Source organism: Streptomyces glaucosporus (assembly GCF_039533345.1).
Lineage (GTDB): Bacteria > Actinomycetota > Actinomycetes > Streptomycetales > Streptomycetaceae > Streptomyces > Streptomyces glaucosporus.
Window position 1 is genome coordinate 398,203 of record NZ_BAAATJ010000002.1, and the last position, 24,216, is coordinate 422,418.

The 24,216-nt window shown below is 72.9% G+C and carries 26 protein-coding genes; 13 read left to right on the forward strand and 13 right to left on the reverse strand.

Going from position 1 to position 24,216, the window contains the following annotated elements:
- Positions 1-4: 4 nt before the first annotated feature.
- Both ABD358_RS04000 and ABD358_RS04005 read right to left on the reverse strand, forming a co-directional pair.
- Positions 5-1,336 carry a cytochrome ubiquinol oxidase subunit I gene (locus ABD358_RS04000; protein ID WP_344629397.1) on the reverse strand — a complete coding sequence of 444 codons (1,332 nt, stop codon included), beginning with the start codon at positions 1,334-1,336 and terminating at the stop codon, positions 5-7.
- Between the two features lie 164 nt (positions 1,337-1,500).
- Entirely contained in the window at positions 1,501-2,202 is a 702-nt protein-coding gene (locus tag ABD358_RS04005; protein ID WP_344629398.1) for a response regulator, read from the reverse strand.
- Between the two features lie 374 nt (positions 2,203-2,576).
- Here ABD358_RS04005 and ABD358_RS04010 point away from each other — a divergent pair, with 374 nt between their 5' ends.
- A complete protein-coding gene (locus ABD358_RS04010; protein ID WP_344629399.1) occupies positions 2,577-3,839 on the forward strand; it encodes a PP2C family protein-serine/threonine phosphatase in 1,263 nt (420 codons plus the stop codon).
- Between the two features lie 49 nt (positions 3,840-3,888).
- On the opposite strand, the gene ABD358_RS04015 is transcribed toward ABD358_RS04010, so the two are convergent.
- A complete protein-coding gene (locus tag ABD358_RS04015; protein ID WP_344629400.1) occupies positions 3,889-5,109 on the reverse strand; it encodes a sensor histidine kinase in 1,221 nt (406 codons plus the stop codon).
- Positions 5,110-5,273: 164 nt separating this feature from the next.
- Here ABD358_RS04015 and ABD358_RS04020 point away from each other — a divergent pair, with 164 nt between their 5' ends.
- Positions 5,274-5,693 (forward strand): ankyrin repeat domain-containing protein, encoded by a 420-nt coding sequence (locus ABD358_RS04020; RefSeq protein ID WP_344629401.1) that lies wholly within the window; start codon positions 5,274-5,276, stop codon positions 5,691-5,693.
- Positions 5,694-5,752: 59 nt separating this feature from the next.
- Here the strand turns inward: ABD358_RS04020 and ABD358_RS04025 are convergent, their stop codons facing one another.
- Entirely contained in the window at positions 5,753-6,316 is a 564-nt protein-coding gene (locus ABD358_RS04025) for an NADPH-dependent FMN reductase (RefSeq protein WP_344629402.1), read from the reverse strand.
- 258 nt (positions 6,317-6,574) lie between these two features.
- On the opposite strand from ABD358_RS04025, the gene ABD358_RS04030 reads away from it, so the two are divergent.
- Both ABD358_RS04030 and ABD358_RS04035 read left to right on the forward strand, forming a co-directional pair.
- On the forward strand, positions 6,575-6,817 hold the full coding sequence (locus ABD358_RS04030; RefSeq protein WP_344629403.1) for a hypothetical protein: 243 nt from the start codon (positions 6,575-6,577) through the stop codon (positions 6,815-6,817).
- Positions 6,802-7,068, forward strand: a complete 267-nt coding sequence (locus tag ABD358_RS04035) for a hypothetical protein (RefSeq protein WP_344629404.1) — start codon at positions 6,802-6,804, stop codon at positions 7,066-7,068. The genes ABD358_RS04030 and ABD358_RS04035 overlap by 16 nt, the downstream gene beginning before the upstream one ends.
- Before the next feature lie 20 nt (positions 7,069-7,088).
- Here ABD358_RS04035 and ABD358_RS04040 read toward each other — a convergent pair whose 3' ends face one another.
- From ABD358_RS04040 to ABD358_RS04055, 4 genes are all read right to left on the reverse strand, one after another.
- Positions 7,089-7,655, reverse strand: coding sequence for a hypothetical protein (locus ABD358_RS04040; protein ID WP_344629405.1), 567 nt, complete (start codon positions 7,653-7,655; stop codon positions 7,089-7,091).
- Positions 7,656-7,795: 140 nt separating this feature from the next.
- Positions 7,796-8,320 (reverse strand): hypothetical protein, encoded by a 525-nt coding sequence (locus ABD358_RS04045; protein WP_344629406.1) that lies wholly within the window; start codon positions 8,318-8,320, stop codon positions 7,796-7,798.
- Positions 8,321-8,430: 110 nt separating this feature from the next.
- A complete protein-coding gene (locus tag ABD358_RS04050; RefSeq protein WP_344629407.1) occupies positions 8,431-9,393 on the reverse strand; it encodes a LysR family transcriptional regulator in 963 nt (320 codons plus the stop codon).
- Positions 9,394-9,477: 84 nt separating this feature from the next.
- The gene (locus ABD358_RS04055; protein ID WP_344629408.1) at positions 9,478-10,020 is read right to left on the reverse strand and encodes a GNAT family N-acetyltransferase; all 543 of its coding nucleotides are present in this window, start codon (positions 10,018-10,020) and stop codon (positions 9,478-9,480) included.
- Between the two features lie 136 nt (positions 10,021-10,156).
- Between ABD358_RS04055 and ABD358_RS04060 the strand changes: the two genes are divergently transcribed.
- Positions 10,157-12,166: a flavin monoamine oxidase family protein gene (locus ABD358_RS04060; RefSeq protein ID WP_344629409.1), complete on the forward strand. Its 2,010-nt coding sequence runs from the start codon at positions 10,157-10,159 to the stop codon at positions 12,164-12,166.
- Between the two features lie 74 nt (positions 12,167-12,240).
- Here the strand turns inward: ABD358_RS04060 and wrbA are convergent, their stop codons facing one another.
- Positions 12,241-12,858, reverse strand: a complete 618-nt coding sequence (wrbA, locus tag ABD358_RS04065) for an NAD(P)H:quinone oxidoreductase (RefSeq protein ID WP_344629455.1) — start codon at positions 12,856-12,858, stop codon at positions 12,241-12,243.
- A gap of 362 nt (positions 12,859-13,220) precedes the next feature.
- On the opposite strand from wrbA, the gene ABD358_RS04070 reads away from it, so the two are divergent.
- The 3 genes from ABD358_RS04070 (at position 13,221) to ABD358_RS04080 (ending at position 14,854) form a co-directional block, all read left to right on the forward strand.
- Positions 13,221-13,634: a helix-turn-helix domain-containing protein gene (locus tag ABD358_RS04070; RefSeq protein WP_344629410.1), complete on the forward strand. Its 414-nt coding sequence runs from the start codon at positions 13,221-13,223 to the stop codon at positions 13,632-13,634.
- A gap of 16 nt (positions 13,635-13,650) precedes the next feature.
- Entirely contained in the window at positions 13,651-14,415 is a 765-nt protein-coding gene (locus tag ABD358_RS04075; protein WP_344629411.1) for a hypothetical protein, read from the forward strand.
- Between the two features lie 94 nt (positions 14,416-14,509).
- Positions 14,510-14,854, forward strand: coding sequence for a DUF2516 family protein (locus ABD358_RS04080; RefSeq protein ID WP_344629412.1), 345 nt, complete (start codon positions 14,510-14,512; stop codon positions 14,852-14,854).
- Between the two features lie 57 nt (positions 14,855-14,911).
- Here the strand turns inward: ABD358_RS04080 and ABD358_RS04085 are convergent, their stop codons facing one another.
- Positions 14,912-16,159 carry a PP2C family protein-serine/threonine phosphatase gene (locus tag ABD358_RS04085; protein WP_344629456.1) on the reverse strand — a complete coding sequence of 416 codons (1,248 nt, stop codon included), beginning with the start codon at positions 16,157-16,159 and terminating at the stop codon, positions 14,912-14,914.
- Positions 16,160-16,310: 151 nt separating this feature from the next.
- Positions 16,311-17,462: a C40 family peptidase gene (locus ABD358_RS04090; RefSeq protein ID WP_344629413.1), complete on the reverse strand. Its 1,152-nt coding sequence runs from the start codon at positions 17,460-17,462 to the stop codon at positions 16,311-16,313.
- 334 nt (positions 17,463-17,796) lie between these two features.
- On the opposite strand from ABD358_RS04090, the gene pstS reads away from it, so the two are divergent.
- The 4 genes from pstS to pstB all read left to right on the forward strand — a co-directional run bounded on the left by pstS (position 17,797) and on the right by pstB (position 21,926).
- Positions 17,797-18,924, forward strand: a complete 1,128-nt coding sequence (gene pstS / locus ABD358_RS04095) for a phosphate ABC transporter substrate-binding protein PstS (RefSeq protein WP_344629414.1) — start codon at positions 17,797-17,799, stop codon at positions 18,922-18,924.
- A 135-nt stretch (positions 18,925-19,059) separates the two neighbouring features.
- A complete protein-coding gene (gene pstC / locus ABD358_RS04100) occupies positions 19,060-20,040 on the forward strand; it encodes a phosphate ABC transporter permease subunit PstC (RefSeq protein WP_344629415.1) in 981 nt (326 codons plus the stop codon).
- Positions 20,040-21,116: a phosphate ABC transporter permease PstA gene (gene pstA / locus ABD358_RS04105; RefSeq protein ID WP_344629416.1), complete on the forward strand. Its 1,077-nt coding sequence runs from the start codon at positions 20,040-20,042 to the stop codon at positions 21,114-21,116. The genes pstC and pstA overlap by 1 nt, the downstream gene beginning before the upstream one ends.
- 33 nt (positions 21,117-21,149) lie before the next feature.
- On the forward strand, positions 21,150-21,926 hold the full coding sequence (pstB, locus tag ABD358_RS04110; RefSeq protein WP_344629417.1) for a phosphate ABC transporter ATP-binding protein PstB: 777 nt from the start codon (positions 21,150-21,152) through the stop codon (positions 21,924-21,926).
- Positions 21,927-22,055: 129 nt separating this feature from the next.
- Here the strand turns inward: pstB and ABD358_RS04115 are convergent, their stop codons facing one another.
- Together ABD358_RS04115 and ABD358_RS04120 are read right to left on the reverse strand one after the other, a co-directional pair.
- Positions 22,056-23,051, reverse strand: coding sequence for an inorganic phosphate transporter (locus tag ABD358_RS04115; RefSeq protein WP_344629418.1), 996 nt, complete (start codon positions 23,049-23,051; stop codon positions 22,056-22,058).
- A 5-nt stretch (positions 23,052-23,056) separates the two neighbouring features.
- Positions 23,057-23,677 carry a DUF47 domain-containing protein gene (locus ABD358_RS04120; RefSeq protein ID WP_344629419.1) on the reverse strand — a complete coding sequence of 207 codons (621 nt, stop codon included), beginning with the start codon at positions 23,675-23,677 and terminating at the stop codon, positions 23,057-23,059.
- A 217-nt stretch (positions 23,678-23,894) separates the two neighbouring features.
- Between ABD358_RS04120 and ABD358_RS04125 the strand changes: the two genes are divergently transcribed.
- Entirely contained in the window at positions 23,895-24,215 is a 321-nt protein-coding gene (locus ABD358_RS04125) for a metal-sensitive transcriptional regulator (RefSeq protein WP_344629420.1), read from the forward strand.
- Position 24,216: the final 1 nt, after the last annotated feature.

The following is a 24,216-nucleotide window of genomic DNA, read 5'->3' on the forward strand; positions in this document are numbered from 1 at the left end:
CGGGTCAGTAGGAGGGGACGGGGTCCGGTCCGGGGGACGGTTCGCCGTCCGGCGCCCGCTCGTCCCGCCCGAGCGCGACGTCCTCCGGCCCGCGGCGGGCGGTGCGCAGCAGCAGCCACCAGTTGACGGCCAGGAGCAGCGCGAAGAGGGTGCCGAAGACGGCGAGCGAGACCCGCATCGCGCCGGCCGACACGTCCGAGAGGGCGTCCTCGGTCCGCAGCAGCCCGTAGACCACCCAGGGCTGCCGTCCCGCCTCCCGGAACACCCAGCCGGCGGTCATCGCGACGTAGGGCAGCGGCACCACCGCCATCAGCAGCAGGTGCCAGGCGCGGAAGCGTTCCACGGCCGGGCGGAAGAGGGCCAGCAGGGCCGAGCCGAGGGAGACGTGGAACATCAGCGCGAACGCCAGGAGCATCAGCATCGCGGCGCCGCGCGTCAGCGCCTCGGAGGGCACGTAGTCGCCGGGGCCGAACCGCTCCGCCAGGTCGGCCTGGAGCCGGGCGATCTCGGCCGCCTCCGCCTTCCAGACGGCGTCCTTCATCGGCTGGAAGGACGCGAGGGCGGAGAACTGGATGCCGCCGAAGGCCGCCGTGACCAGCAGCGCGGGCGGCGAGGCGAAGGCCGCGATCCGCAGCGACCGCCGGAACAGGGCCGCGCCGTCACCGCCGTCACCGCCGTCACCGCCGGTGCCGCGGTACCGGAAGAGGTGGTAGGCGCTGACGCCGGCCACGAAGAACGCCGCCGTCACCGCCGCCCCGCCCGCGATGTGCCCGAAGGCGAGCAGCGCGCTGGGGTTGGTCAGGACGGCTCCGGCGTCGGTCAGTTCGATGCCGTGGCCGGTCCCGGTGTGGCCGACGGGATGGTTGAGGAAGCCGTTGGCGACCAGGATCCAGTACGCCGACAGGTACGCGGTGCCGGTGACCACCCACAGCAGGGCGCAGTGGACGCGGGGGCCGAAGCGGTTCCAGCCGAAGATCCACAGTCCCAGGAAGGTGGACTCCACGAAGAACGCGACGACCGTCTCCATCGCCAGCGAGGCGCCGAAGACGTTCCCCGCGTAGTGCCCGAGCCCGCTCCACGCCAGCCCGAACTGGAACTCCATCACGATGCCGGTGACGATCCCCACGGCGTAGTTGACGACGTAGAGCTGCCCCCAGAAGCGCACCATGCGCGCGTACGGAGCGCTCTGCCCGCTCCCGCGGCGCAGCACCGCCCACGTCTGGACGGCGGTGACGAACGTCGCCAGGCCCAGCGTCAGGGAGACGAACAGGAAGTGCGCGGCGGCTGTGAGGGCGAACTGCCACCGGGCGAGGTCGAGTGCTTCGGAACCGTCCACGCCCCCACCATCGGGCCACGGCCCGGCCCCGCACGTCGGCCCGTGGTGGACAACCGCGGTACCACCCGGGTTGCGGCCGAACGCGGAGACGTACGACGCGGGTTGCGGGCCGGAGCCGCGCGCCCCTTGGGGGACCGGGGGTCCCTCCCCCGGTTCCAGGCGCGTCAGTCCAGCCAGCCGGGCCTGACCATCCCCGACTCGTAGGCGAGGATCACCAGCTGCGCCCGGTCCCGCGCGCCGAGTTTGGTCATCACGCGACTGACGTGCGTCTTGGCGGTGGCCGGACTGAGCACCAGCCGCCGCGCGATCTCGTCGTTGGTCAGCCCCTCGCCCACCAGCGCCATGACCTCCCGCTCCCGCTCGGTGAGTGCGTTGAGCCGGGGCGAGGGGTCGGGCTTCCTCGCCCGCCCGGCGAACTCCGCGATCAGCCGGCGGGTCACCGCCGGGGCGATCAGCGCGTCGCCGCGCGCCACCACGCGGACGGCGTGCAGCAGCTCCATCGGCTCGGTGTCCTTGAGCAGGAAGCCGGAGGCGCCCGAGCGCAGCGCGCCGTAGACGTAGTCGTCCACGTCGAAGGTGGTCAGGATGACCACCCGGACCCGGTCGAGCCGCTCGTCGGAGACGATCCGCCGGGTGGCCTCCAGACCGTCCAGCTCCGGCATGCGGATGTCCATCAGCACCACGTCGGGCCGCAGGCAGCGCGCCAGCTCGACGGCGCGCAGGCCGTCCCCGGCCTCCCCCACGACCTCGATGTCGTCCTCGCCGTCGAGGATCGTCCGGAACCCGGCCCGGACGAGGGTCTGGTCGTCGGCGAGGAGGACGCGCACTCCCCGCCCGCCGCTGTCTCCGGATGGGTGATCGGCCATGGCACGAGCCTATGCCGCCCGGCCCCGCCGGAGGGTCCGGCGGAGGCCCCGCCGGAGGATTCTCCCCGTGCGCCCCGGAGCGGGGGCGGTTACACCGGCGCCGCCTCGGAATGCAAGCTTCCGGACAGTGCGCGGGTGAACGAAGCGCACGTCGGACGCGTAAAACGGACCAAACCGTCGACGGCGTGTGTGATCTTCCCCGTTCCGCCGCACAAGGAATGCGCACCTGTGCGAGGATGCCGTCTCTGCGGCCGGTGGATCACACGCGATCCGTTGCCCGGGCCGGGCAGAGGGTAGTGTTCGAGACATACCACCGGGCACATCCCACCGCAGAGGAGACCGGCCCGGAACGACAGCGCACGAGGGGAGGGAGCATGTCCGAGGAGAACCGCGGCATCGACTACGCGGCTCTGTTCGACGCCATCCCCACCCCTCTGTCGGTGCTCACCCCCGACCTGGTCATCACCGCGGCCAACCGGGCGTACCTGGAGATCGCCGGGCGCACCCGGGAGGAAGTGGTCGGCCGCCCCCTGTTCGAGGTCTTCCCCGAGAACCCGAACGACCCCGAGGCCGACGGGGCCAGGAACCTCCGCGCCTCCTTCCAGCGCGTCCTCGACACCGGCAAGCCGGACACCATGCTCCTCCAGCGGTACGACATCCCCGTGCCCGGCACGGACGGGGAGTACCAGGAGCGGTACTGGAGCCCCCTCAACACCCCCGTCCTCGGCCCGGACGGCTCGGTGGTCCTGATCATCAACCGCGTCGAGGACGCCACGGCCTACGTCCGCGACAGCCTCGCCCGGACCGGCGCCGTCGCCGGTCCTCCCCTGGACCCGATGAGCGGCCGGGAGATCGCCGAGGCCGAGCTCTACGCCCGCGCGCGGGAGCTGTACGAGCACAACGAGCGGCTGCGGCGGGCCCACGCCCGCGAGCACCAGGTGGCCCTCACCCTCCAGAAGGCCATGCTCCCCACCCACATGCCGCTCAAGCACCGCCACGCGGCCGTCCGCTACCGGCCGGCCGCGGGGTCGCTGAACGTGTGCGGGGACTGGTACGACCTGATCAACCTCAGCGAGGACCGCTTCGCCGTCGCCGTGGGCGACGTCGTCGGCCGGGGCCTGGAGGCCGCCAGCGTGATGGGCCAGCTCCGCAGCGCCCTCAGCGCCTCCATGCGGGTGGCCGACGGGCCGGCCCAGGCCCTGTACGGCCTCGACCTGTACGCCCGCTCGCTGGACGGCGCGCTGGCCACCACCACCGTCAAGATCGACATCGACACCCACACGCGCACCCTCACCTACAGCAGCGCGGGACACCTGCCGCCGATGCTGTGCCACCCCGACAAGCGCGTCGAGTACCTGGACCAGGCCACCGACGTCCCCCTGGCCGCCCGGAGCAGGCCCTCGCACCGGCCGCAGGCGATCACCACCTACACCCCCGGCTCGGTCCTCATCCTCTACACCGACGGGCTCGTCGAGCGCCGCAGGGAGGCGATCGACGCCGGGCTGGAGCGGCTCGCCGAGAGCCTGGCCCGGCACAGCGACCTCGACCCCGAGGAGATCGCCGACAACCTCCTGGAGGACCAGGGGATGAACGACGGCAACCCCGACGACGTCGCCCTGGTGGTCATCCGGCTCTGAGGCCCGTCACCGGCCTCCCGTCTCCCCGCTCCCCGGGGCGCCGCGCCCGTCATGCCCCGCCGTCGAGCGGCAGCCGGGCCTCCACACGGAACCCCCTCACCGGCCCCCGGCCGGACCCGCCGCCCTCCCCGTCCCCCCGGACGTTCCCCGCCGTCAGCTCGCCGCCCAGCGCCCGGGCCCGTTCCGCCATTCCGGTGATGCCGCTGCCCGCGTCCGGTCCCCCGCCCTCCTCCGGAGCGCCGCGCCCGTCGTCCTCGATCCGCACCCGGACGCCGTCGCCCTCGCACCGGACCGTGACGACCGCCCGCCGCGCGTCCGCGTGGCGGGCCACGTTCGTCAGGGACTCCTGCACGATCCGGTACGCGGCCTGGCCGACCCGCCGCGGCACCGGCCGGCCACGCGGCCCCTCCACCGCCAGCCGCACGTCGAGCCCGGTGGCGCGCGCCCTCTCCACCAGTTCCCGCACCTCCTCCAGGCCGGGCGCGGGCACGGTGGGCGCCGCCCCCTCGTCCGCCTGCCGCAGCACCCCCAGCGTGGCGCGGAGTTCACGCAGGGCGTCCTTGCTCCCGGCGCGGACGGCCTCCAGCGCGGCCACCAGCCCCTCGGTGTCCTCCGGGTGCCGGGCGTGCCGGTGCAGCGCGGCGCCGGACTGCACGTTGATCATCGACAGGCTGTGGCCGACCGCGTCGTGCAGCTCGCGGGCGATCCGCAGCCGCTCCTCCGTCGCGGACTGCCGCGCCCGCACCTCCTTCTCCCGCTCCGCGGCGACCGCCCGCTGCTCGACCTCCCGCAGGTACGCCTGCCGGTTGCGCTGGGCGTGCCCGAAGGCGACCACACCGAACAGCCAGCCGGTGAGCAGCACCATCGCGGCGTCGTCCACATGCCGCTCCTCGCCCGGCCGGGGCGCCAGCTCCCCGTACCCGACGGCCAGCATGGTCAGGACGGCGAGCGTGACGGCCGCCGCGAACCGCCCCTCGGCGGCCACGGTGTAGAGGGCGACGGCGTAGGCGATCATCGGCAGCGGGCTGTCGTACGGGCCGGCCGGGTAGTAGAGCCCCGCCGCCAGCAGAACGGCCACCGCCACCGCCACCGGCTGCCTGCGCCGCCAGTACAGCGCCCCGCAGCAGACGGCGATCAGCGCCCAGTCGAGGACCTCGCTCGTCCACGGCCGGTCGATCCGGGTCATCCGGTACGCGTTGAACCCGGCCAGGACCAGCACGACCGCGACGGCCGGCAGCGGGGCGGGACGGCGGACGTCGGGCAGTCGCATGGGAGGAAGCGTACGGAGGGCCGCGTCCGACCGCGTCCCCCGCCGGACCGGACGCCGCCGGACGGGACGCCGCCGGCCGGCCGAGAGCGCGGCAGCATCGGCGCGGCACCGGGCATACGTAGGCTGAAGGCGGCCAGTGGCGAGACGAAACGAGGAGGCACCCGATGTCCGACGCCCCCACCCCCGCGAGCGAGGAGCCCGCACACGACCCGGAAGTGCTCCAGCTCGCGGCCAAGGTCTTCGACCTCGCCCGGGACGGTGACACGGACACCCTCGCCGCGTACGTGGACGCGGGCGTTCCGGTCAACCTGACCAACGACAAGGGCGATTCGCTGCTGATGCTCGCCGCCTACTACGGCCGCACCCCCACCGTGCGGGCCCTCCTCGACCGCGGCGCCGACCCCGACCGGATCAACGACCGCGGCCAGAGCCCCCTGGCGGGAGCGGTCTTCAAGGACGAGGAGGAGATGGTGCGGCTGCTGCTGGAGGCGGGCGCCGACCCGAACGCCGGAAACCCCTCCGCCGTCGACACGGCCCGGATGTTCGGCAGGGACTCGCTGCTGAAGCTGCTCGGCGCCGGGTGACGGCCGGCCGGGCGGCGCGCCCCCCGCGCCGCCCGGCCGCTTCCCGCCAGGGCGCCTGCTCACTCCGGGTACGGCGCGTTCTCCCGGGCCCGCCGCAGGGCCGGCGCCCACCACGCGAGCCGGTCCAGGAGCGCGGTCGCGGCGTCGGCGGCGGCGTCCGCGTCCAGGGGTTCCCCGTCGGGTCCGAACGCCGCCCACGCGTCGTGGAAGCTGACCACCTCCCGGACGGTGGGCGCGTGCAGTTCCGCGAAGACCAGGCGCAACTGCTCCACGGCCCGCAGTCCGCCGCCCCTCCCGCCGTACGACACGAAGCCCACCGGTTTGGCGCGCCACTGCGCCCTGAGGGAGTCGATCGCCACCTTCAGCTCCCCGGGGAAGCTGTGGTTGTACTCGGGGACCACGACCACGACGGCGTCGGCGGCCTCGATCCGCTCCCCGAGCCCGCGTCCGTCCCCGTCCGGCCGCGCGAGGTCGATCACGTCGAGCTTCACGTCGTCGCGCCGCTCGGCCCGCCGGACGAACCACTCGCCGACGGTGGTGACGAAGCGCCCCTCGCGCACGCTTCCGAAGATCACGGCGAGGCGGTACTGGTCCTGCTGCACAGAGGTCGTCGCTGAAGTCATCACGGTCTCCCGTCCACTCGGTTCCGGAGGTACGACCGAGAAGCTAGAGGTTCAAGCCGACTTGAGGTCAAGTGCGGGGACGGGCACGCCGGAAAGGCCCTCCCTCCGTCCCCGTCCGCGCCCCGCGCGCCGTCCTTCCGCGTGAGCCCGCCCGGAGTCGCCGCGAAAACCCCGCCCGACATGGCGTCGGACAGCGACGATCTGGATACACACAGTGATAGACGTCCGTTGGAGGGGCGTCCCGGAGTACGGAGCACGATGGAATCCCGAACGCAGCAACCGTCGGCGGTCTTCGCCGACAGCGAGGACTTCGCCCGCGCCACCAGGGACGCGGGCGTCCGCTCGGCGGCGCAGATCCTGGTCGGCCTCGGTGACAGGGGGTTCTGGTGGACGGCGGCGCCCGGACGCGCCCCGGCCGCCCCGGCCTTCGTGCCGACCGTGCCGCTCGCCGAACTGCCGGAGAGCGCCGTGGCCGCGCTGCGGGCATGGGCGGCGCGGTGACCGCGGAAGGGACCGGGGAGCGGCGTGAGGCGCTCCTCCCCGTCGAGATCGGTTCGGTGGCCCGGGACCTGCGGGACGGCCGGGTGGGGGAGGTGATGGACGTCCACCCCGGGCGGGTCTGGCTGCGTCCGCTGGGCGGCGGGCGGGAGTGGGACGCCAGGCCGGACGAGGTCCGGCCTCTCACCCCGCGCGAGCAGCTCAGCGCCCGTCTCGCCGCCGCCAACGCCCGCAGCCGCCGCGACCTGCCGTGAACGGCGCCGGACGGGACCGGTCAGCCGGGGATCAGGATGCCGACGAGGTCCGCCGCCATCATCCACCAGGGCTGCCCGCCCGTGCCGAAGGCGGCGGCCAGGGCATATCCGAGCGCGGCGTCCACGGCCTCCACCTCGGCCCCCTCGCGCCACTCTGCCAGCACGATCCCGTCGCCGTCCGACGAGAGTCTCCCCAGCCGGCGGCCGTCCTTCAGCAGCCGGCTGCCGTCCAGGGAGTCCGGCACCAGGCGGTAGCGGGCTCCCCGGCAGGTCACGTCCACCGCGTAGGAGCGGCGCAGGAGACGGCCCTTCCCGGGGACGACGGGAACGGTCTCGCCGTCCACGGTCAGGGTGAGACGGGTCCCGTCCCGGGTGCCGATGGGCACGTGGCCGGCCACCTCCCCACCGGGCTTCCGGCGGAGGGCGACCCGGGGGACGGCCCGCCCCTCGACCTCCAGCGTTCCGGCCCCGGTGTCCAGCCGCACGGTGATCCCGCCGAAGCGGGTGTCCTCGGCGTGCGTCTCCCCGGAGCGGGGGCCGTCGGGCCGGGTGTCCCCGGAGGGGGCGGGTGCGGCGCCGTGCGTCATCGACGAACCTTTCGGGTGCGGGAGTCGGCGTACTCGATCGCCCTGTCGCCCACTTCGACGCACAGGACGGCCGCCGCGTTGCCGGAGACGGCCCTCCCGCCCGAAGGGCCGGCGTCCGGGACTCGGGGCCCGGGCGGGACTCAGCCGGAGGACAGCCCGTCGAGGACCACCTCGGCCGCGTCCCACAGCCAGGACTTCCTCCGCCGGCCGAAGGCGGCGGCCAGCGCGTACCCGACGGCGGCGTCCCGGGCCGTCACCGGCGCGCCGCCGCTCCACTCCGCCGGCGCCGCCCGGCCGTCGGAGCGGAAGCGGCCGAGGCGCCGCCCGTCCCTCGTCAGCCGCGACCTCCCGCGGGGGAGGTAACCCGGCGTCAGCCGGTACCGGCTCCCCCGGTGCACGACGCGCACCCCGTGGCAGCGCCGCAGGCCCCACCCCCGGCCCGGTACGACCCGGACGTCCTCGCCGTCGACGGTCATGGCCAGACGCCCGGCGCGGCGGGTCCCGACGGCGGTGCGGCTCCTCCGCCCCGCCCCCCGGGTCCGCCGGACGACGACAGGGGGGACCGCCGGGCCGCCGACCTCCACCCTCCCCGCCCCGGGATCGACCCGGACGTGGATCTCGCCGAAGAGGGGATCGGCGATCCCGGACGTGGGGCCGTACGGCATGGGGCTCCTCCCGTGTCTCTCCCCGCGGCCGGGCCCGGCCGCGGGAACCTTCCTCGGAAGGACCGGACAGTCCGGGCCGGCGCGGCGGTTCCCGTCCCGCCGTGCCGGACCTAGTGCGCCGGGGCGGCCGGCCCCGGCGTCTCCCCGGGATCCGCGGGCGGCTGCCGGACGGCCTCGGGCAGCGCCTTGCGCAGCCGTCCCAGGAACGCCCGCGCGGCCGGCGCCGACGGGCCGTCCGTGCGCCAGGCCAGGGCGATCCGGCCGCGCAGCCGGGGCCGGACGATCTCCAGCACCCGCAGCCGGTCCGCGTGCTCGGCCGCCGACGACGCCGGCAGTACGGCCACGCCCAGGCCGCGCACGGCGAGTTGGGCCAGGACGTGGGGCGCGGCGGCCTCGAAGCCGACGCGGGGACGGGCCCCGGCCTCGGCGAAGGCCCGGTCGAGGACGCCCCGCAGCCCGGTGCCGCGCGGGAGGCTGATCAGCGTCCGGTCGCGGAGGGCGGCCAGCGCGACGCTCGTACGGTCCGCGCGGAAGGCGAGCGGGTCGTCCGGGGGGACGGCGGCGACCAGCGGCTCGTCGATCACCACCTGGAGCGAGATGCCCGGCGGCGGCTCACCGCCCGTCAGCCCGACCACCGCGACGTCCAGTTCGCCGCGGTGGAGGGCGGTGAGCATCCGGCCCGAGACGTCCTCGGTGAGGGTGATCTCGACGTGCGGATGGTCGTCGTGGAAGTCGGCCAGCACCGAGACCACGTCCAGGTCGTGCGTGGCCGCCGCGGAGAACAGCCCGACCGTGACGCGCCCGCGCAGCAGCCCGGTGTACTCCTCCACCACGTGCCGCATCCCGTCGGCGGCGGCGAGCGCGGCCCGCGCGTACGGCAGCACCGCCTCGCCCGCCTCCGTCAGGCGCACCGACCGGCCGGAGCGGTCCAGCAGCGGCTGCCCCAGCTCCTTCTCCAACTGGCGGATCTGCGCGCTCACCCCCGGCTGGGCGACGTGGAGCCGCGCGGCGGCACGGGTGAAGCCGCCCTCCTCCACCACGGCGACCAGGTACCGCAACTGCCGGAGTTCCACAGCCGGCGATTCTAGGTTCCGGATGGGCCGGGCGCGGGAGCCGCGGAACGGCGGCCGGTGCGCCGGCGGTGCGGGCCCACGGCGTCAGGCCGGCCGGCGCAGGGGAAGCCACGCCGTGACCGTCCCGTCCCCGTGCCTCTCCAGGTCGGCGCCCGCCGCCGTGAGCATGCGCCGGGTGGCGGCGTTGGCCGAACTCGTCCGGGCGAACAGGCGGTCCGCGCCGCCCTCGCGGGCCGCGTCGACGAGCCGGGCGAACACCGACGTGCCCACCCCCCGGCCGCGGTGGGAACGCCCGAGCCACAGCCCCGCCTCGACCGTGTCCGGCTCCGGTCCCGGCGCCAGCCGGGCCGCCCCCACCACCGTCTCCACCGCCTGCCCCGTCCCGTCCGTCTCCGCCACGACGACGGCGTACACGTCCTCCGCGGCGCCCGGGCCCAGCGAACGCGACCGGTGGAACCGCAGGAACGCCTCCCGGCGCGCATCCGTCCACCCGGCGGGCCCGTCGTCGCCAGCCTGCGGCATCACCTCGTGGGGGTCGGCCCCGGCGACGGCCGCGGCCAGCAGCGCGGGCAGCAGCTCCCCGTCCAGGGGGCGCAGGGCGACGAGGTCGGGAATCACGGTCTCCATGGGGGCACCATGCCCCGCGCGCCCGCCCCCGAACCAACGGCCGCCCACCCCGAACGGGCGTCCCATACGGGGGAATCCGGCGGTCCGTCCCGTGTGCCGACGGCCCCGCGGGGCGGCACGGTCGTAGGCAGGGCTCATGCACCAGGACCACCACACCCCCGACACGTCCCTGTCGCGGCGGCGGTTCACCGCGGGTGCCGGGACGGTCGCCGCCGTCGCCGGACTCGCAGTCGCCGCTCCCTCGCCCCCGGCCCGTTCCGTCCCCGACGCGTCCGCCACCCCGGGCGCCGCCGACCGGGAGACCTCCCTGGCGGTGGCCCGCGCCATCCTCCTCCTGGACGAGGACAACAACGAACTGGTCCCCCGGTACGCCAAGATCCTCCACCACGAGGGCCTCCCCCGCGCCCGCACCGGCACCGCCCGGGACCCCAAGGACGTGCTGATCGTCGGGGCGGGCCCGGCCGGGCTGGCCGCCGCGGTGCTGCTCGACCAGGCCGGGCACCGCGTCACCGTCATCGAGGCCAACGGCAACCGGGTCGGCGGCCGGGTCAAGACCTTCCGCTCCGGCGGCCACGAACGCGCCGGGCAGCCCTTCGCCGACCCCCGGCAGTACGCGGACGCCGGGGCCATGCGCATCCCCGGCCACCACAAGCTGACCATGGGCCTGATCGAGCGGCTCGGGCTGAAGCGCCGCCGCTTCCACCACGTGGACGTGGACGGCCGGGACCGGCCCGTCCACCGCTCGTGGATCGACGTCAACGGCATCCGGGTCCGCCGCGCCGACTACCTGCGGTCGCCGCGGACCGTGAACCGCTCCTTCGGGGTGCCCGCGGAGTACTGGGACGTCCCCGCCCCGACCATCCTGCTCCGCGCCCTGGACCCGGTCCGCGACGAGTACAGCTTCCCCGGCTCCGACGGCCGCCGCCTGGACAAGCCGGTGCCGGAGCGCCTGGAGGGCTGGGCGCGGATCGTCCAGCGGTTCGGCCACTGGTCCATGCACCGCTTCCTGGTCGAGCACGCGGGGCTCGACGAGCGCACGATCGACCTGATCGGCACCCTGGAGAACCTCACCGCCCGCCTTCCGCTGTCCTTCCTCCACAGCTTCGTCGGCTGGTCCCTGGTCAGCCCCGGCCCCACCTACTGGGAGCTGGAGGGCGGCACCGCCGCGCTGACCGACGCGCTGCTGGAACGCGTCCACCACCGTGTCCGGCTCGACCGCCGCGCGACCCGCATCGAGTACCGCGGCGAGGGGGAGGGCGACCGCGACGACACCCCGCACATCGGCCCCGACGGGCCGCGGGTGTGGATCGACACCGTCTCCGAGGGCCGCGACGGCATGGTGGTGCGCGAGCAGTTCACCGGCGACTGCGCGATCGTCACCGTGCCCTTCCCCGCGCTGCGGCACGTCCAGATCGCGCCGCCGCTGTCGTACGGCAAGCGGCGGGCCGTCGCCGAGCTCCACTACGACAGCGCCACCAAGGTGCTGCTGGAGTTCAGCCGCCGCTGGTGGGAGTTCGACGAGGCCGACTGGCGGCGCGAACTGGAGAAGGTGCGGCCGGGGCTGTACGACGACTACCGCACCGGCCGCGCGCCCGACGACGGCAGCCTGCTGGGCGCGCACCCGTCCGTGCCGCGCGGCCGCATCTCCGAAGCCCAGCGCGTGCACCACACCGCGCTCCGGTGGGTCTCCCGGGACCAGCCGGAGGCGGCGGGCGTCACCGGCGGCGGCTCGGTGTGCGACAACCCCAACCGGTTCGTGCTCCACCCCTCGCACCGCGTCGAGGGCAGCGAGGGCGGCGTCCTGCTGGCCTCCTACAGCTGGGCCGACGACGCGCGGCGCTGGGACGCCCTGGACGACGAGGTCCGCTACCCGTACGCCCTGCGCGGTGTGCAGCAGGTGTACGGGCAGCGCGTCGAGGTGTTCTACACCGGGGCCGGGCGCACCCAGAGCTGGCAGCGGGACCCCTACGCGGGCGGCGAGGCGGCCGTCCCGCTGCCCGGCCAGCACACCGGGCTCTTCCCGCACGCCGGCACCCGGGAGGGGCCGCTGTTCTTCGCGGGGGACCACACCTCGATCAGGACCGCCTGGCTCGAGGGCGCCCTGGAGTCGGCCGTCCGGGCGGCGCTGGAGGTGCACCTGACGTAGGGCCGGCCGCCAGCCGCCGGGGAGGGGCGGGACCGGGCCCGTCCTCCCCTCCCGTCCCGGCGGCCGGGACGGGGTCAGGCGCCGCCGCGCAGCCTGCCCGCGACCTCCACGACACGCCGGGCCATGTGGTCGAGGGCGGCGTACTCCGCGTCGGTGAGAGGGTCGGTGTTGTCCGGTCCGGTCACGTGGGAGACGCCGTAGGGGTTGCCGTCGACGAACTTCAGCGGCTCGGTGTAGCCGGGCGGGACGAGGATGCCGCCGAAGTGGATGATCACGTTGTAGAGCGTCAGCAGGGTCGACTCCTGGCCGCCGTGCGCGGTCTGGGAGGCGGTGAAGCCCGCGTACACCTTGTCCGCGAGCAGGCCCTGCTGCCACTGCGGGCCCAGGGTGTCGATGAACTGCTTGAGCTGGCTGGAGACGTTGCCGTACCGGGTGGGCGTGCCGAACAGCACGGCGTCGGCCCAGAGCACGTCGTCGGCGGTGGCCTTCGGCTGGTCCTTGATCTGCTCGTAGTGCTCGGCCCACGCGGGATTGGAGGAGACGGCCGCCTGGGGGGCGAGCTCCTCGACGTGCCGCAGCCGCACCTCGGCGCCCGCCTTCCTCCCGGACTCGACCAGGTGGTCGGCCATCTTCTGGATGGTGCCGGTCGCCGAGTAGTAGATGACGGCCAGCTTGACGTTGCCGTTGCCCATGGTGTTTCCCGACTCCTTGCTCGCACCGGCGGTGGGGACCGGCACGTCGCGGTCCGCCGCCCTGCGGTCGTCGCCCTGTGTGGCGTTCCGTCCCGCCGGCACCTCTCCACGTGCCGCGGCGGGCACGGGCCCGCGCCCGGGCGCGACGGAACAGGAGGCATGGGTTCCGCGACCGGAGGGGGACAAACTTCCCCTGGTCCGTTCGGATGCCGCGGCGGCCCCGGCCGGACGGGCGCACGACCGGCGCCACCGCGGCCTTCCGCGTCCCCCGACGGCGCGCGTCGCGCCGTGGGACCGGAGCGACACACCACTCCTGCAAGCATTTGCTTGCAAAAGTTAGCGGAACAGGGCACCGTGGAGGCATGGCTTCACTGCATGTCGGCAATCTCGGTGAGTTCCTGCGGGAGCAGCGGCGCACCGCCCAGCTCTCCCTGCGGCAGCTCGCCGACGCCGCCGGGGTGTCGAATCCGTACCTCAGCCAGATCGAACGGGGACTGCGCAAACCCAGCGCGGAGATCCTCCAGCAGCTCGCCAAGGCGCTGCGGATATCCGCCGAGACGCTCTACGTCCGGGCCGGAATCCTCGACGAGAGGGAGCAGGCCGGACTGGAGGTGCGCAGCGCCATCCTGGCCGACACGTCGATCAACGAGCAGCAGAAACAGGTGCTGCTGCAGATCTACGGGTCGTTCCGCAAGGAGAACGGACACACCGACGACGCTTCCAGCGCGGAGGCCGAGGACGCCCCCTCCACCGAAGCGAAGCCCACGAACCCCTGATCAGGAGGGACCCTCAATGCCCACCAAGACCAACGACATCCGCAAGGTCCTGACCCCCACCCCGCTGTACTTCGCCGCCGGCGTGATCGACAAGCTCCGCGAGACGGCGCCCGAGCGCCTCGCGGCCGTACGGGAGAAGGCGGCGGACCCCAAGGCCGTACAGGAGCGCCTCGCCCAGCAGGCGAAGCAGACCCAGACCAAACTGACCTCGGCGTTGTCCGGGTTCGACACCGACCTCAGGAAACTGCGCGAACAGGCCCAGCACCTGGCCCTCCAGGGCGTCGGCCTCGCCGCCGAGTACGCCGTCAAGGCACGCGAGGGGTACGGCGAGCTGGCCGAGCGCGGACGCGGCGCGGTACAGACCTGGCGCGGGGAGAAGAACGGCGGGGACGAGGGCGGGAAGACCGGCTGGAAGGCCGCCGGCAGGGCCCCCCTGACCTCGCGTCACCGCGGCGAGGCCGTCGTCGTCGAGGCGGGCGACACGGAGGAGAAGCCGCGTCCCAAGATGGGCGGCACCCGGCAGGGCACGGCGGCCCGGAAGACCACCGCCCGCAGCAGGACCACCCAGGCCGGCACCGCGAAGAAGGCGACGGCCAGGAAGACCACCACCGCCCGCAAGAGCACCGCCGGCGCCCCGGGCACCGCGAAGAAGACCGCCGCGGCCCCGACGCCCAAGGCGGTCGCCAAGAAGGAGACGGCCGCGAAGAAGGCCGCCAGGCAGACGCCGAAGCAGGAGGCCGCCGGGCAGGAGACCCCGAAGCAGGAGAAGTCGGAGTCGTGAACCGGGCCGGGGCCGGGCACACCCTTCGTGTCCGGCCCCCCGGCCGGTAGCGTGGAGATCCGACGACCGGCTCGCGGACGGGATGGTGGCCAACGTGCTGTTGGAAGGCTTCGGCAGTCTGATGTCCCTGGTGTACCTGGGACTGCTTGTCCTCAGCATCTTCTGCTTCGTCGACGCGGCCCTGCGCCGCGAGGACGCCTACCGGGCCGCGGACAAGAACACCAAGCAGTTCTGGCTGATCATCCTCGGTCTGACGGCCGTCGTGAACGTCCTCCCGCTCGGTCTGTTCTTCCTGGTCGTCGCCGGCCTGGTCGCGGACATCGTGTACATGGTGGACGTGCGGCCCGCGCTCATCCGGGTCGGCGGGGGCGGCCGGGGCGGCTTCCGCCGCGGCAGCAGCAGCGACGGCCCCTACGGCCCCTACAACGGCGGACGCTGACGGCGGACGCCCGTCCGGCCTCCCGCCCGCCCGGTGGGCGGCGGGACCGGGCCCCGTTCAGCCCCGGTCGAGCAGCAGCACCGCCACGTCGTCCGTCAGCTCGTCGCCGTTGAGGTCCCGCACCTCCGCCAGCACGGCGTCCAGCAGCTCCTCGCCGCGCAGGCCCGCGGCCATCCGCTGCCCGACGATCCCGAGCATCCCGTCCTGGCCGAGCCGCTGATCGCCCCGGCCGGTCCGGCCCTCGATCAGCCCGTCCGTGTACATCATCAGGCTCCACGCCCCGCCCAGCTGCACCTGCATCCGGGGCCAGCGGGCGTTGGGCAGCAACCCCAGCGCGGGCCCGCCGCAGTCCTCGTCCGGCAGCAGCCGCGGGCCGCGCCCGCCGCCGGCGACCAGCGGCGCGGGATGTCCGGCCAGGCACACCCCGGCCCGCCGCCCGTCCGGGGCGATGTCCACCGTGCACAGGGTGGCGAAGATCTCGTCGCTGGAGCGCTCGTGCTCCAGGACCCGCTGGAGGGTGCCCAGCAGCTGGTCGCCGCAGAGCCCGGCGAAGGTCAGCGCCCGCCAGGCGATCCGCAGCTCCACACCCAGCGCCGCCTCGTCCGGGCCGTGCCCGCACACGTCGCCGATCATGGCGTGGACGGTGCCGTCGGCGGTGCGCACGGTGTCGTAGAAGTCACCGCCCAGCAGGGCCCGGGACCGTCCCGGCCGGTACCGGGCGGCGAACCGCAGCTCCGAGCCGTCCAGCAGCGGCGTCGGCAGCAGCCCGCGCTCCAGCCTGGCGTTCTCCTGGGCCCGCAGCCGCGACTCGGTGAGCTGCCGCTGCGCCAGGTCCGCCCGCTTGCGCTCGACCGCGTACCGGACGGCCCGGCTCAGCAGCCGCCCGTCCAGCTCGCCGCGGAAGAGGAAGTCCTGGGCCCCGACCCGTACGGCCTCGGCCGCGCGCTCGGCGTCGTCCTCGGCGGTGAGCGCCAGCACAGCGTGCCGGGGCGCCATCCGCAGCACCCTGCGCAGGATGGCCAGCTCGTCACCGTCCCCCTCGGCGCGCCTCGCCGCTGCGCCGTCGGGCAGGGCGAGGTCGAGCAGGATGCAGTGGACGTCGTCGGTGAGGAGCCGCTCGGCCTCGGTGAGGTTGCGGGCGGTACGGACCCGCATCCGCCCTCCGGAGGCGTCGAGCATCTCGGGGATCGCCAGGGAACCCGCCGGGTCGTCCTCGATGACCAGCAGGGTCAGGCCGCCGCCGGAGGCCGTCCCCGGCTCGGCCGGCTGCCGCGGCAGCGCCGCGGCCCCCAGCTCGTTGCCCATCGATACGGGCATGTCTGAAGTCCTCTTCCCTCCCCCCGAGGGGCCCACAGGCGTCGGGTGAAGACGCCCCGGGCGACCATATCGGTCGCCCGGGGGTGCACGGAATGCGTTGTGGCATATGCCAAACGACTGGGCGGCCGGCCGGACCCGCCTACTTGTCCGGCCGCACCACCCCCAGGATCGGCAGCGAACCCGCCCCCGCCAGGGTGATCTGCCGACCGGTCCGGGGGGCGTGGACCATCATCCCGTCGCCCACGTACATCCCGACGTGACCGGCGTCCTTCCGGTAGACGATCAGGTCCCCGGGGCGCATGTCGGTGATCTCCACCTTCGGCAGCCGCCTCCACTGCTCCTGCGAGGTCCGCGGGATCCGCACCCCGGCCGCCTCCCAGGCGCGCAGCGTCAGACCCGAGCAGTCGAAGGTGCCGGGCCCCTCGGCGCCCCACTCGTAGTCCTTGCCGATCTGGGCCATGGCGTACTCGAGGGCCTTCCTCCCCCGCGCCGAGGCCCTGCCGTCGATCTCGTCGAGTATGCCGGTGTCCAGCCACCTCGCCTGCCGCGCCCAGGCCGCCTCGTCCTCCAGCTCCCTCAGACGCTCCAGCTCCTCGGCCTCGAGCCTCGACTCCAGCTTCTCGGCCCTGGCCAGCTCGGCCTCGATCCTCTTCTTGGCCGCCGCCTTCCTCCTGCGGTCCGCCTCCAGCTTCGCCCACCGGCCGGTGGCCTCGTCCGCGTACTCGTCCAGGTCCTTCCTGGCGTTCCGCAGCTTCCCCAGCAGGCCCCTGGTCGCCTGCTCGCCCCGGTGGAGCAGGCCGAGGTCGCGCAGGAAGTCCTCCGGGTCGTCCTCCAGGACCAGCCGCGCCTCGGGGGGCAGCCCGCTGCCGCGGTACTGCGCGCGGGCCATCGCCCCGGCCCGGTCCGTCAGATCGGCCAGGTGCCCCCGGGTCCGGGTGATCGCCCGGGCGAGCCGCACGATCTCCTGACGCTGCTCCTCGGCCCGCTCGTCGGCGGCGTTGTACTCCTCGGTGGCCGATTCCACCCTGCCGTGCAGCTTCTCGATCTCCTTGCGGATCTCCTCCAGCCGGGCGGCGTCCTTCCCGTCGGCGGACTCCCCGCCGGCCTCCGGACCGCCGGACGCCCCGGCCTCCGGCGTCCCGCCCGGCCCGGGCCGCCCCGGGTCCGCGTACGCGCTCCCCACGGGCACCACCAGCAGCCCCAGCTGCGCACACACGAGCGCGCACGCGGCGGCGGCCCACGCCGGCACCCCGCGGCGAATCCCCCGGGCGCCCTGCCCCTGACGTCCCACGCGTCTCCCTTCCCCGCTGTGCCTACTCGTGCGTAACGAGTCACCGCCGGGGATAGTGCCACGCCGGGCGCCCCGGCAACAGACCGCGCGCAGCGCCCGTACCGGGCGCGCGTCCTCTGCACAGAGGCCGGTCGCGCAACTGCACCGTCCGCCGAGGTTCACCTCTCGTTCACTCTCGGCCGTCGGGCGCTTCACCTGTGCTGCCTAATTTCGGCCGTACGGGGTGCGTGTCCGGTCGCCGGCGGACGCGGACCGCTCCACATCCTGAAGACGACCCGGTTACACCTCACCGCTTGCCGACCCCACCGGCGGGCCCAGGAAGGAACTGAACGAAGTGAAGCTTCAGCCCACCCACCGGCTTCGCGCGATCGCTTTCGGCGCTGTCGCGGTCTCCAGCGCCCTGGTCCTGACCGCCTGCGGCTCGGACGACAACACCGGGGGCGACAAGGCGGAAGGCGGCTCCAAGGCCCCCAGCAACGTCAAGTGCGAGGGCGAGGGCAACCTGCTCGCCTCCGGGTCCAGCGCCCAGAAGAACGCGATGGACATCTGGGTCAGGAACTACCAGGCGGCCTGTGAGGGCGTCGGCATCAACTACAAGCCCACCGGCTCCGGCGCGGGCGTCCAGGAGTTCCTGCAGGGCAAGACCGGCTTCGCCGGCTCCGACTCGGCGCTGGACGAGACCGAGATCGAGCAGTCCAAGAAGGTCTGCAAGGGCGGCCAGGGCATCAACCTTCCGATGGTCGGCGGCCCCGTGGCCGTCGGCTACAACCTCTCCGGCGTGGACAACCTGGTCCTGGACGCCGAGACGCTCGCCAAGATCTTCGACTCGAAGATCACCAAGTGGGACGACCCGGCGATCAAGAAGCTCAACCCGGACACCGACCTGCCCTCCACCAAGATCCAGGCCTTCCACCGCTCCGACGAGTCCGGCACCACCGACAACTTCACCGAGTACCTCCACGCCGCCGCGCCCGACGTCTGGAAGTACGAGCCCGCCAAGGCCTGGGCCGGCAAGGGCGGCCAGTCCGCGGACGGCTCCGCCGGCGTGGCCACCAACGTCAAGAACAACGACGGCGCCATCGGCTACTTCGAGCTCTCCTACGCCACCGGCAACGACATCCCGACCGTGGACCTGGACACCGGCGCCGGCGAGCCGGTCGAGGCCACTGTCGAGAACGCCACCAAGGCCATCGCCGCGGGCAAGGTCGTCGGCGAGGGCAACGACCTGGCCATGGAGCTGGACTACGCCACCAAGGCCGAGGGCGCCTACCCGATCGTCCTGGTGACCTACGAGATCGTCTGCGACAAGGGCAACAACAAGGAGTCCCTGGACCTGACCAAGTCCTTCCTGACCTACACGGCCAGCGAGGACGGCCAGAAGGCCCTCGCCGAGCAGGGCTACGCCCCGATCCCCGACGAGATCATCACCAAGGTCCGCTCGACCGTCGAGTCCCTCTCCTGATACCCGGGGCGGCCGGTCCCGCACCACGCGGGCCGGCCGCCCCGCCGTCCGCCCCGCTGTCCCCATCCGCACGCGATCAACCCATCCGGTGCACCGCCGCCAGGGGATGACACCCCTCATCAGACCGGAGACACCATGGACATAGCACCCACCGCATCCGTTCCACCGCCCGAGGCGCCACCCGGGAAGTCGAGCAACAGGCCGGGCGACCGGATCTTCCTCGGCCTCTCCAAGGGATCCGGCATCACCCTGCTCGTGATCATGGCCGCCATCGCGGTCTTCCTCACCTGGCGGGCCGTCCTCGCCATCGCCGGGAACGAGGGGAACTTCCTCACCACCTTCGAGTGGGACGCCAACGCCGACCCGCCGGTCTTCGGCATCGCGGTCCTGGCGTACGGCACCCTCGTCACCTCCGTCATCGCGATGGTGCTGGCGGTCCCCGTGGCCGTCGGCATCGCCCTGTTCATCTCCCACTACGCGCCGCGCAGGCTCGCCACCCCGCTGGCGTACGTCGTCGACCTGCTCGCGGCGGTCCCCAGCATCATCTACGGCCTGTGGGGCGCCCTGTTCCTGGTGCCGCACCTGACCGGCCTGTACACCTGGCTCGACGAGTACCTCGGCTGGACCGGCGTCTTCGCCTACGACGACGGCGCCCCGCGCTCGCTGTTCACCGCGGGCATCCTGCTGGCGATCATGATCCTGCCGATCGTCACCAACGTCAGCCGTGAGGTCTTCATGCAGGCCCCCAAGATGCAGGAGGAGGCCGCACTCGCGCTCGGCGCCACCCGCTGGGAGGTCGTCAAGATGGCCGTCCTGCCGTTCGGCCGGTCCGGCGTGATCAGCGCCTCGATGCTCGGCCTGGGCCGCGCCCTCGGCGAGACGATGGCGGTGGCCACCGTCCTCTCCCCCAGCGCCGACATCACCCTCAGCCTTCTCAACCCCGGCGGCGGAACCTTCGCGCAGAACATCGCCGCGGCCTTCAAGGAGGCCGGCGAGTTCGGCCGCGACGCCCTGATCGCCTCCGGCCTCGTCCTGTTCGTCATCACCCTGCTGGTGAACGGCGCCGCCCGCATGATCATTGCCCGCCGCAAGGAGTACTCGGGGGCGAACGCCTGATGAGCAACACAGTCATGGACAAGCCCTCGGTCGCCACGCCGCCGCCCGGGCGCACGCTCAAGCAGCCCCGCCTCCCCCGCTGGGCCCCCGCCGCCCTGGCCCTGGGCTCGGCCGGCGCCGGCATCGGCATCGGCCTGGCGGCCGGGCTGGACAGCCGCGTCCAGTGGGGCCTGATCGCCGCGATCGTCTACGTCGTGGCCACCTACGTCCTCGCCTCGGCCGTCGAGGGACGGCGCCAGGCCGTGGACCGCCTCGTCACCAGCCTGGTGTGGGTCAGCTTCCTCGTGGCCGTGGTCCCGCTGGCCTCCCTGACCTGGGAGACGATCGCCCGCGGCACCAAGGTGCTGGACGGGTACTTCCTCACGCACTCCATGAACGGAGTGCTCACCATCGAGCCCGGCGGCGGCATCTACCACGCGATCCTCGGCACCCTGGAGCAGGTCGGCCTCGCCACGCTGATAGCGGCGCCCATCGGCCTGCTGACCGCGATCTACCTCGTCGAGTACGGGACCGGCAGGCTCGCCAAGGCCGTCACCTTCTTCGTCGACGTCATGACGGGCATCCCCTCGATCGTCGCCGGCCTGTTCATCCTCTCCTTCTGGATCATCATCCTGGACTTCGGCTACTCGGGCTTCGCCGGAGCCATGGCGCTGGCCATCCTGATGATGCCGATCGTCGTGCGCTCCACCGAGGAGATGCTCAAGCTCGTTCCGAACGAGCTGCGCGAGGCGTCCCTGGCACTGGGCGTGCCCAAGTGGCGCACCATCCTCAAGGTGGTGCTGCCCACCGCGATCGGCGGCATCACCACGGGCGTGATGCTCGCCGTGGCCCGCATCGCCGGCGAGACCGCACCGGTCATGCTCCTGGTGTTCGGTACGCAGCAGATCAACGCCAACCCCTTCGACGGGGCCCAGTCGTCCCTGCCGTACTACATCTACGAGCAGTGGCAGCTCGGCAACCAGGCGGCCTACGACCGCGCCTGGGCCGCGGCCCTCGTCCTGATCGCCTTCGTGATGATCCTGAACCTGGTGGCCCGCGGCATAGCCCGCTGGAAGGCCCCCAAGACCGGCCGCTGACCCGGCCACGCAAGCGGAAGAGAAGTGATTCCCATGGCCAAGCGCATCGACGTCAGCGGCCTCACCGCCTACTACGGCTCCCACAAGGCCATCGAGGACATCTCGATGTCCATCGAGCCCCGCTCCGTGACGGCCTTCATCGGCCCGTCCGGCTGCGGCAAGTCCACCTTCCTGCGCACCCTCAACCGCATGCACGAGGTCACCCCCGGCGGGCGCGTCGAGGGCAAGGTGCTGCTCGACCACGAGGACCTGTACGCCAGCGGGGTCGACCCGGTCTCCGTGCGCCGCACCATCGGCATGGTCTTCCAGCGGCCGAACCCGTTCCCGACCATGTCGATCTACGACAACGTGGCGGCGGGCCTGCGGCTCAACGGCTCCTACAGGAAGTCCGAGCTGGACGACATCGTCGAGAAGTCCCTCAAGGGCGCCAACCTCTGGAACGAGGTGAAGGACCGGCTGAACCGGCCCGGCTCCGGCCTCTCCGGCGGCCAGCAGCAGCGTCTGTGCATCGCCCGCGCCATCGCGGTCGAACCGCAGGTGCTGCTGATGGACGAGCCGTGCTCGGCACTCGACCCGATCTCCACCCTCGCCATCGAGGACCTCATCGGCGAGCTGAAGTCGCGCTTCACGATCGTCATCGTCACCCACAACATGCAGCAGGCCGCGCGCGTCTCGGACCGCACCGCGTTCTTCAACCTCTCCGCGGTCGGCCAGCCCGGCAAGCTGGTGGAGATCGACGACACCGAGCGCATCTTCTCCAACCCCTCGGTGCAGGCCACCGAGGACTACATCTCGGGCCGCTTCGGCTGATCCGCCCGGCCCGTCACGACCGTCTGCGGTGCTGCATGGCGGTGCCACCGCAAGACGAAAGCCCGCCCCCCGGCTCCCGGGGGGCGGGCCCCTCACGTCCTGGGCCGACCCGGCCACCCCATGCCCGGGTCAGCCCATCACCAACTTGACCAGCCAGTACGACACCGCCGCCACCAGCGCGGCCGCCGGCATCGTGATGAACCAGCCGAGGACGATGTTCTTGGCGACGCCCCACCGCACCGCGCTCACCCGCTTCGTGGCGCCCACTCCCATGATCGCGGAGGTGATCACATGCGTGGTGGAGATCGGCGCGTGGAACATGAACGACGCCGTGTACATCACCGACGCCGCCGTCGTCTCCGCGGCGAAGCCCTGCGGCGGGTCCAGCTCGATGATCCGCCGGCCCAGCGTCCGCATGATGCGCCAGCCGCCGGCGTACGTGCCCAGCGACAGCATCAGCGCGCAGGAGACCTTAACCCAGGTCGGGATCTGGCCGTGGTCCTGGACGTCCGCGATCACCAGGGCCATCACCACGATGCCCATGGTCTTCTGCGCGTCCTGCAGGCCGTGCCCGAGGGCCATCCCCGCCGCCGAGACCGTCTGCGCGATACGGAAGCCGCGCTTGGCCCTGTGCGGGTTGGCCCTGCGGAAGATCCACAGGATGACCGCCATCACCAGGTAGCCGAGCAGCAGCCCGACCACCGGCGAGACGAACATCGGGATGACGATCTTCTCGAACACCCCGGACCAGTAGACCGCGATGCCGCCCGCGAGCGCCGCGCCCACCATGCCGCCGAAGAGTGCGTGCGAGGAGGAGGACGGCAGGCCGAAGTACCAGGTGATCAGGTTCCAGACGATCGCGCCGACCAGCGCCGCGAACAGGATCGCCATTCCGCTCTGGCCGTCCGGGGTCTCGATCAGCCCTTCGCTGACGGTCTTGGCGACGCCGCTGCCCATGAAGGCGCCGGCCAGGTTCATCACCGCGGCCATCAGCAGCGCCGCCCGGGGGGTGAGCGCACGCGTGGAGACGGACGTGGCGATGGCGTTCGCGGAGTCGTGGAAGCCGTTGGTGTAGGTGAAGAAGAGCGCGACCCCGACGGTCACGATGAGCGCAAAGGTGTCCACGTGGTTCAGGACTCCTTGACGACGATGGTCTCCACCGTGTTCGCCACATGCTCGAAGGCGTCGGCCGCCTCTTCCAGAACGTCCACGATCTGCTTGAGCTTGAGGACCTCGATGGCGTCGTACTTGCCGTTGAACAGATGGGCGAGCAGCTTGCGGTGGATCTGGTCCGCCTGGTTCTCGAGGCGGTTGACCTCGATCCAGTACTCGGTGAGGTTGTCCATCGTCCGCAGGTTCGGCATGGCCTCGGCGGTCAGCTCGGCCGCGCGGGCCAGGACCTCGATCTGCTGCTCCACCCCCTTGGGGAGCTCCTCGATCTGGTAGAGGACGACCAGGTCGACGGCCTCCTCCATGAAGTCCATGATGTCGTCGAGCGACGAGGCGAGCCGGTAGATGTCCTCGCGGTCGAACGGCGTGATGAAGGAGGAGTTGAGCTGGTGGAAGATGGCGTGGGTGGCATCGTCACCGGCGTGCTCGGCCGCGCGCATGCGCTCCGAGATCTCGGCCCGTGCCGATGTTTCAGCCCCGAGCAGTTCCATCAGGAGCTTCGAACCGGTGACGATGTTGTCCGCGGACGCGGCGAACATGTCATAGAAGCTCGTCTCCCTGGGGGTCAGACGAAAGCGCACTGGGATTCCTCGGGGTGCCTCGTTGTCGGTCGTGATGATGCTAGGCGCATCACCCGGTCACAGCGGACCGGCGTTCTTCAGTGTCACCCATCGAACCGTGCCCCCCCGTGCCGGGGCTCATGCGTCACAACCCGGCACAGCAGCCCGCCGGAACGGAACATTCGGTACGATATACCCAGTGGGGGTATCACCCTCACGGCGACCACGGGAGGACCGCATGACGACCGCCGACACCCGTCCAGAGACCGTCCACGGTCCGCACGGATACGCCAAGGAGAAGGACGCCCACCTCAAGCGGCTGAGGCGCATCGAGGGGCAGATCCGCGGCCTCCAGCGCATGGTCGAGGAGGACGTCTACTGCATCGACATACTCACCCAGGTCTCCGCCTCCACCAAGGCCCTGCAGTCGTTCGCGCTCCAGCTCCTGGAGGAGCACCTGCGCCACTGCGTGGCCCATGCCGCGGCCGAGGGCGGCACCGAGATCGACGCCAAGGTGGAGGAGGCCACGGCCGCCATCGCCCGCCTGCTGCGCACCTGAC

Excerpts from the sequence above, each read along its gene's own strand:
- ABD358_RS04025 (WP_344629402.1), bottom strand. The coding sequence starts at position 6,316 with ATGACTTCAGCGACGACCTCTGTGCAGCAGGACCAGTACCGCCTCGCC.
- ABD358_RS04055 (WP_344629408.1), bottom strand. The coding sequence starts at position 10,020 with ATGGAGACCGTGATTCCCGACCTCGTCGCCCTGCGCCCCCTGGACGGG.
- ABD358_RS04010 (WP_344629399.1), top strand. The coding sequence starts at position 2,577 with ATGTCCGAGGAGAACCGCGGCATCGACTACGCGGCTCTGTTCGACGCC.
- ABD358_RS04070 (WP_344629410.1), top strand. The coding sequence starts at position 13,221 with ATGGCTTCACTGCATGTCGGCAATCTCGGTGAGTTCCTGCGGGAGCAG.
- ABD358_RS04035 (WP_344629404.1), top strand. The coding sequence starts at position 6,802 with ATGGGCGGCGCGGTGACCGCGGAAGGGACCGGGGAGCGGCGTGAGGCG.
- wrbA (WP_344629455.1), bottom strand. The coding sequence starts at position 12,858 with ATGGGCAACGGCAACGTCAAGCTGGCCGTCATCTACTACTCGGCGACC.
- ABD358_RS04060 (WP_344629409.1), top strand. The coding sequence starts at position 10,157 with ATGCACCAGGACCACCACACCCCCGACACGTCCCTGTCGCGGCGGCGG.
- ABD358_RS04075 (WP_344629411.1), top strand. The coding sequence starts at position 13,651 with ATGCCCACCAAGACCAACGACATCCGCAAGGTCCTGACCCCCACCCCG.
- ABD358_RS04125 (WP_344629420.1), top strand. The coding sequence starts at position 23,895 with ATGACGACCGCCGACACCCGTCCAGAGACCGTCCACGGTCCGCACGGA.
- ABD358_RS04045 (WP_344629406.1), bottom strand. The coding sequence starts at position 8,320 with ATGCCGTACGGCCCCACGTCCGGGATCGCCGATCCCCTCTTCGGCGAG.
- pstA (WP_344629416.1), top strand. The coding sequence starts at position 20,040 with ATGAGCAACACAGTCATGGACAAGCCCTCGGTCGCCACGCCGCCGCCC.
- ABD358_RS04030 (WP_344629403.1), top strand. The coding sequence starts at position 6,575 with ATGGAATCCCGAACGCAGCAACCGTCGGCGGTCTTCGCCGACAGCGAG.
- ABD358_RS04085 (WP_344629456.1), bottom strand. The coding sequence starts at position 16,159 with ATGGGCAACGAGCTGGGGGCCGCGGCGCTGCCGCGGCAGCCGGCCGAG.
- pstC (WP_344629415.1), top strand. The coding sequence starts at position 19,060 with ATGGACATAGCACCCACCGCATCCGTTCCACCGCCCGAGGCGCCACCC.
- ABD358_RS04040 (WP_344629405.1), bottom strand. The coding sequence starts at position 7,655 with ATGACGCACGGCGCCGCACCCGCCCCCTCCGGGGACACCCGGCCCGAC.
- ABD358_RS04005 (WP_344629398.1), bottom strand. The coding sequence starts at position 2,202 with ATGGCCGATCACCCATCCGGAGACAGCGGCGGGCGGGGAGTGCGCGTC.
- pstB (WP_344629417.1), top strand. The coding sequence starts at position 21,150 with ATGGCCAAGCGCATCGACGTCAGCGGCCTCACCGCCTACTACGGCTCC.
- ABD358_RS04015 (WP_344629400.1), bottom strand. The coding sequence starts at position 5,109 with ATGCGACTGCCCGACGTCCGCCGTCCCGCCCCGCTGCCGGCCGTCGCG.
- ABD358_RS04020 (WP_344629401.1), top strand. The coding sequence starts at position 5,274 with ATGTCCGACGCCCCCACCCCCGCGAGCGAGGAGCCCGCACACGACCCG.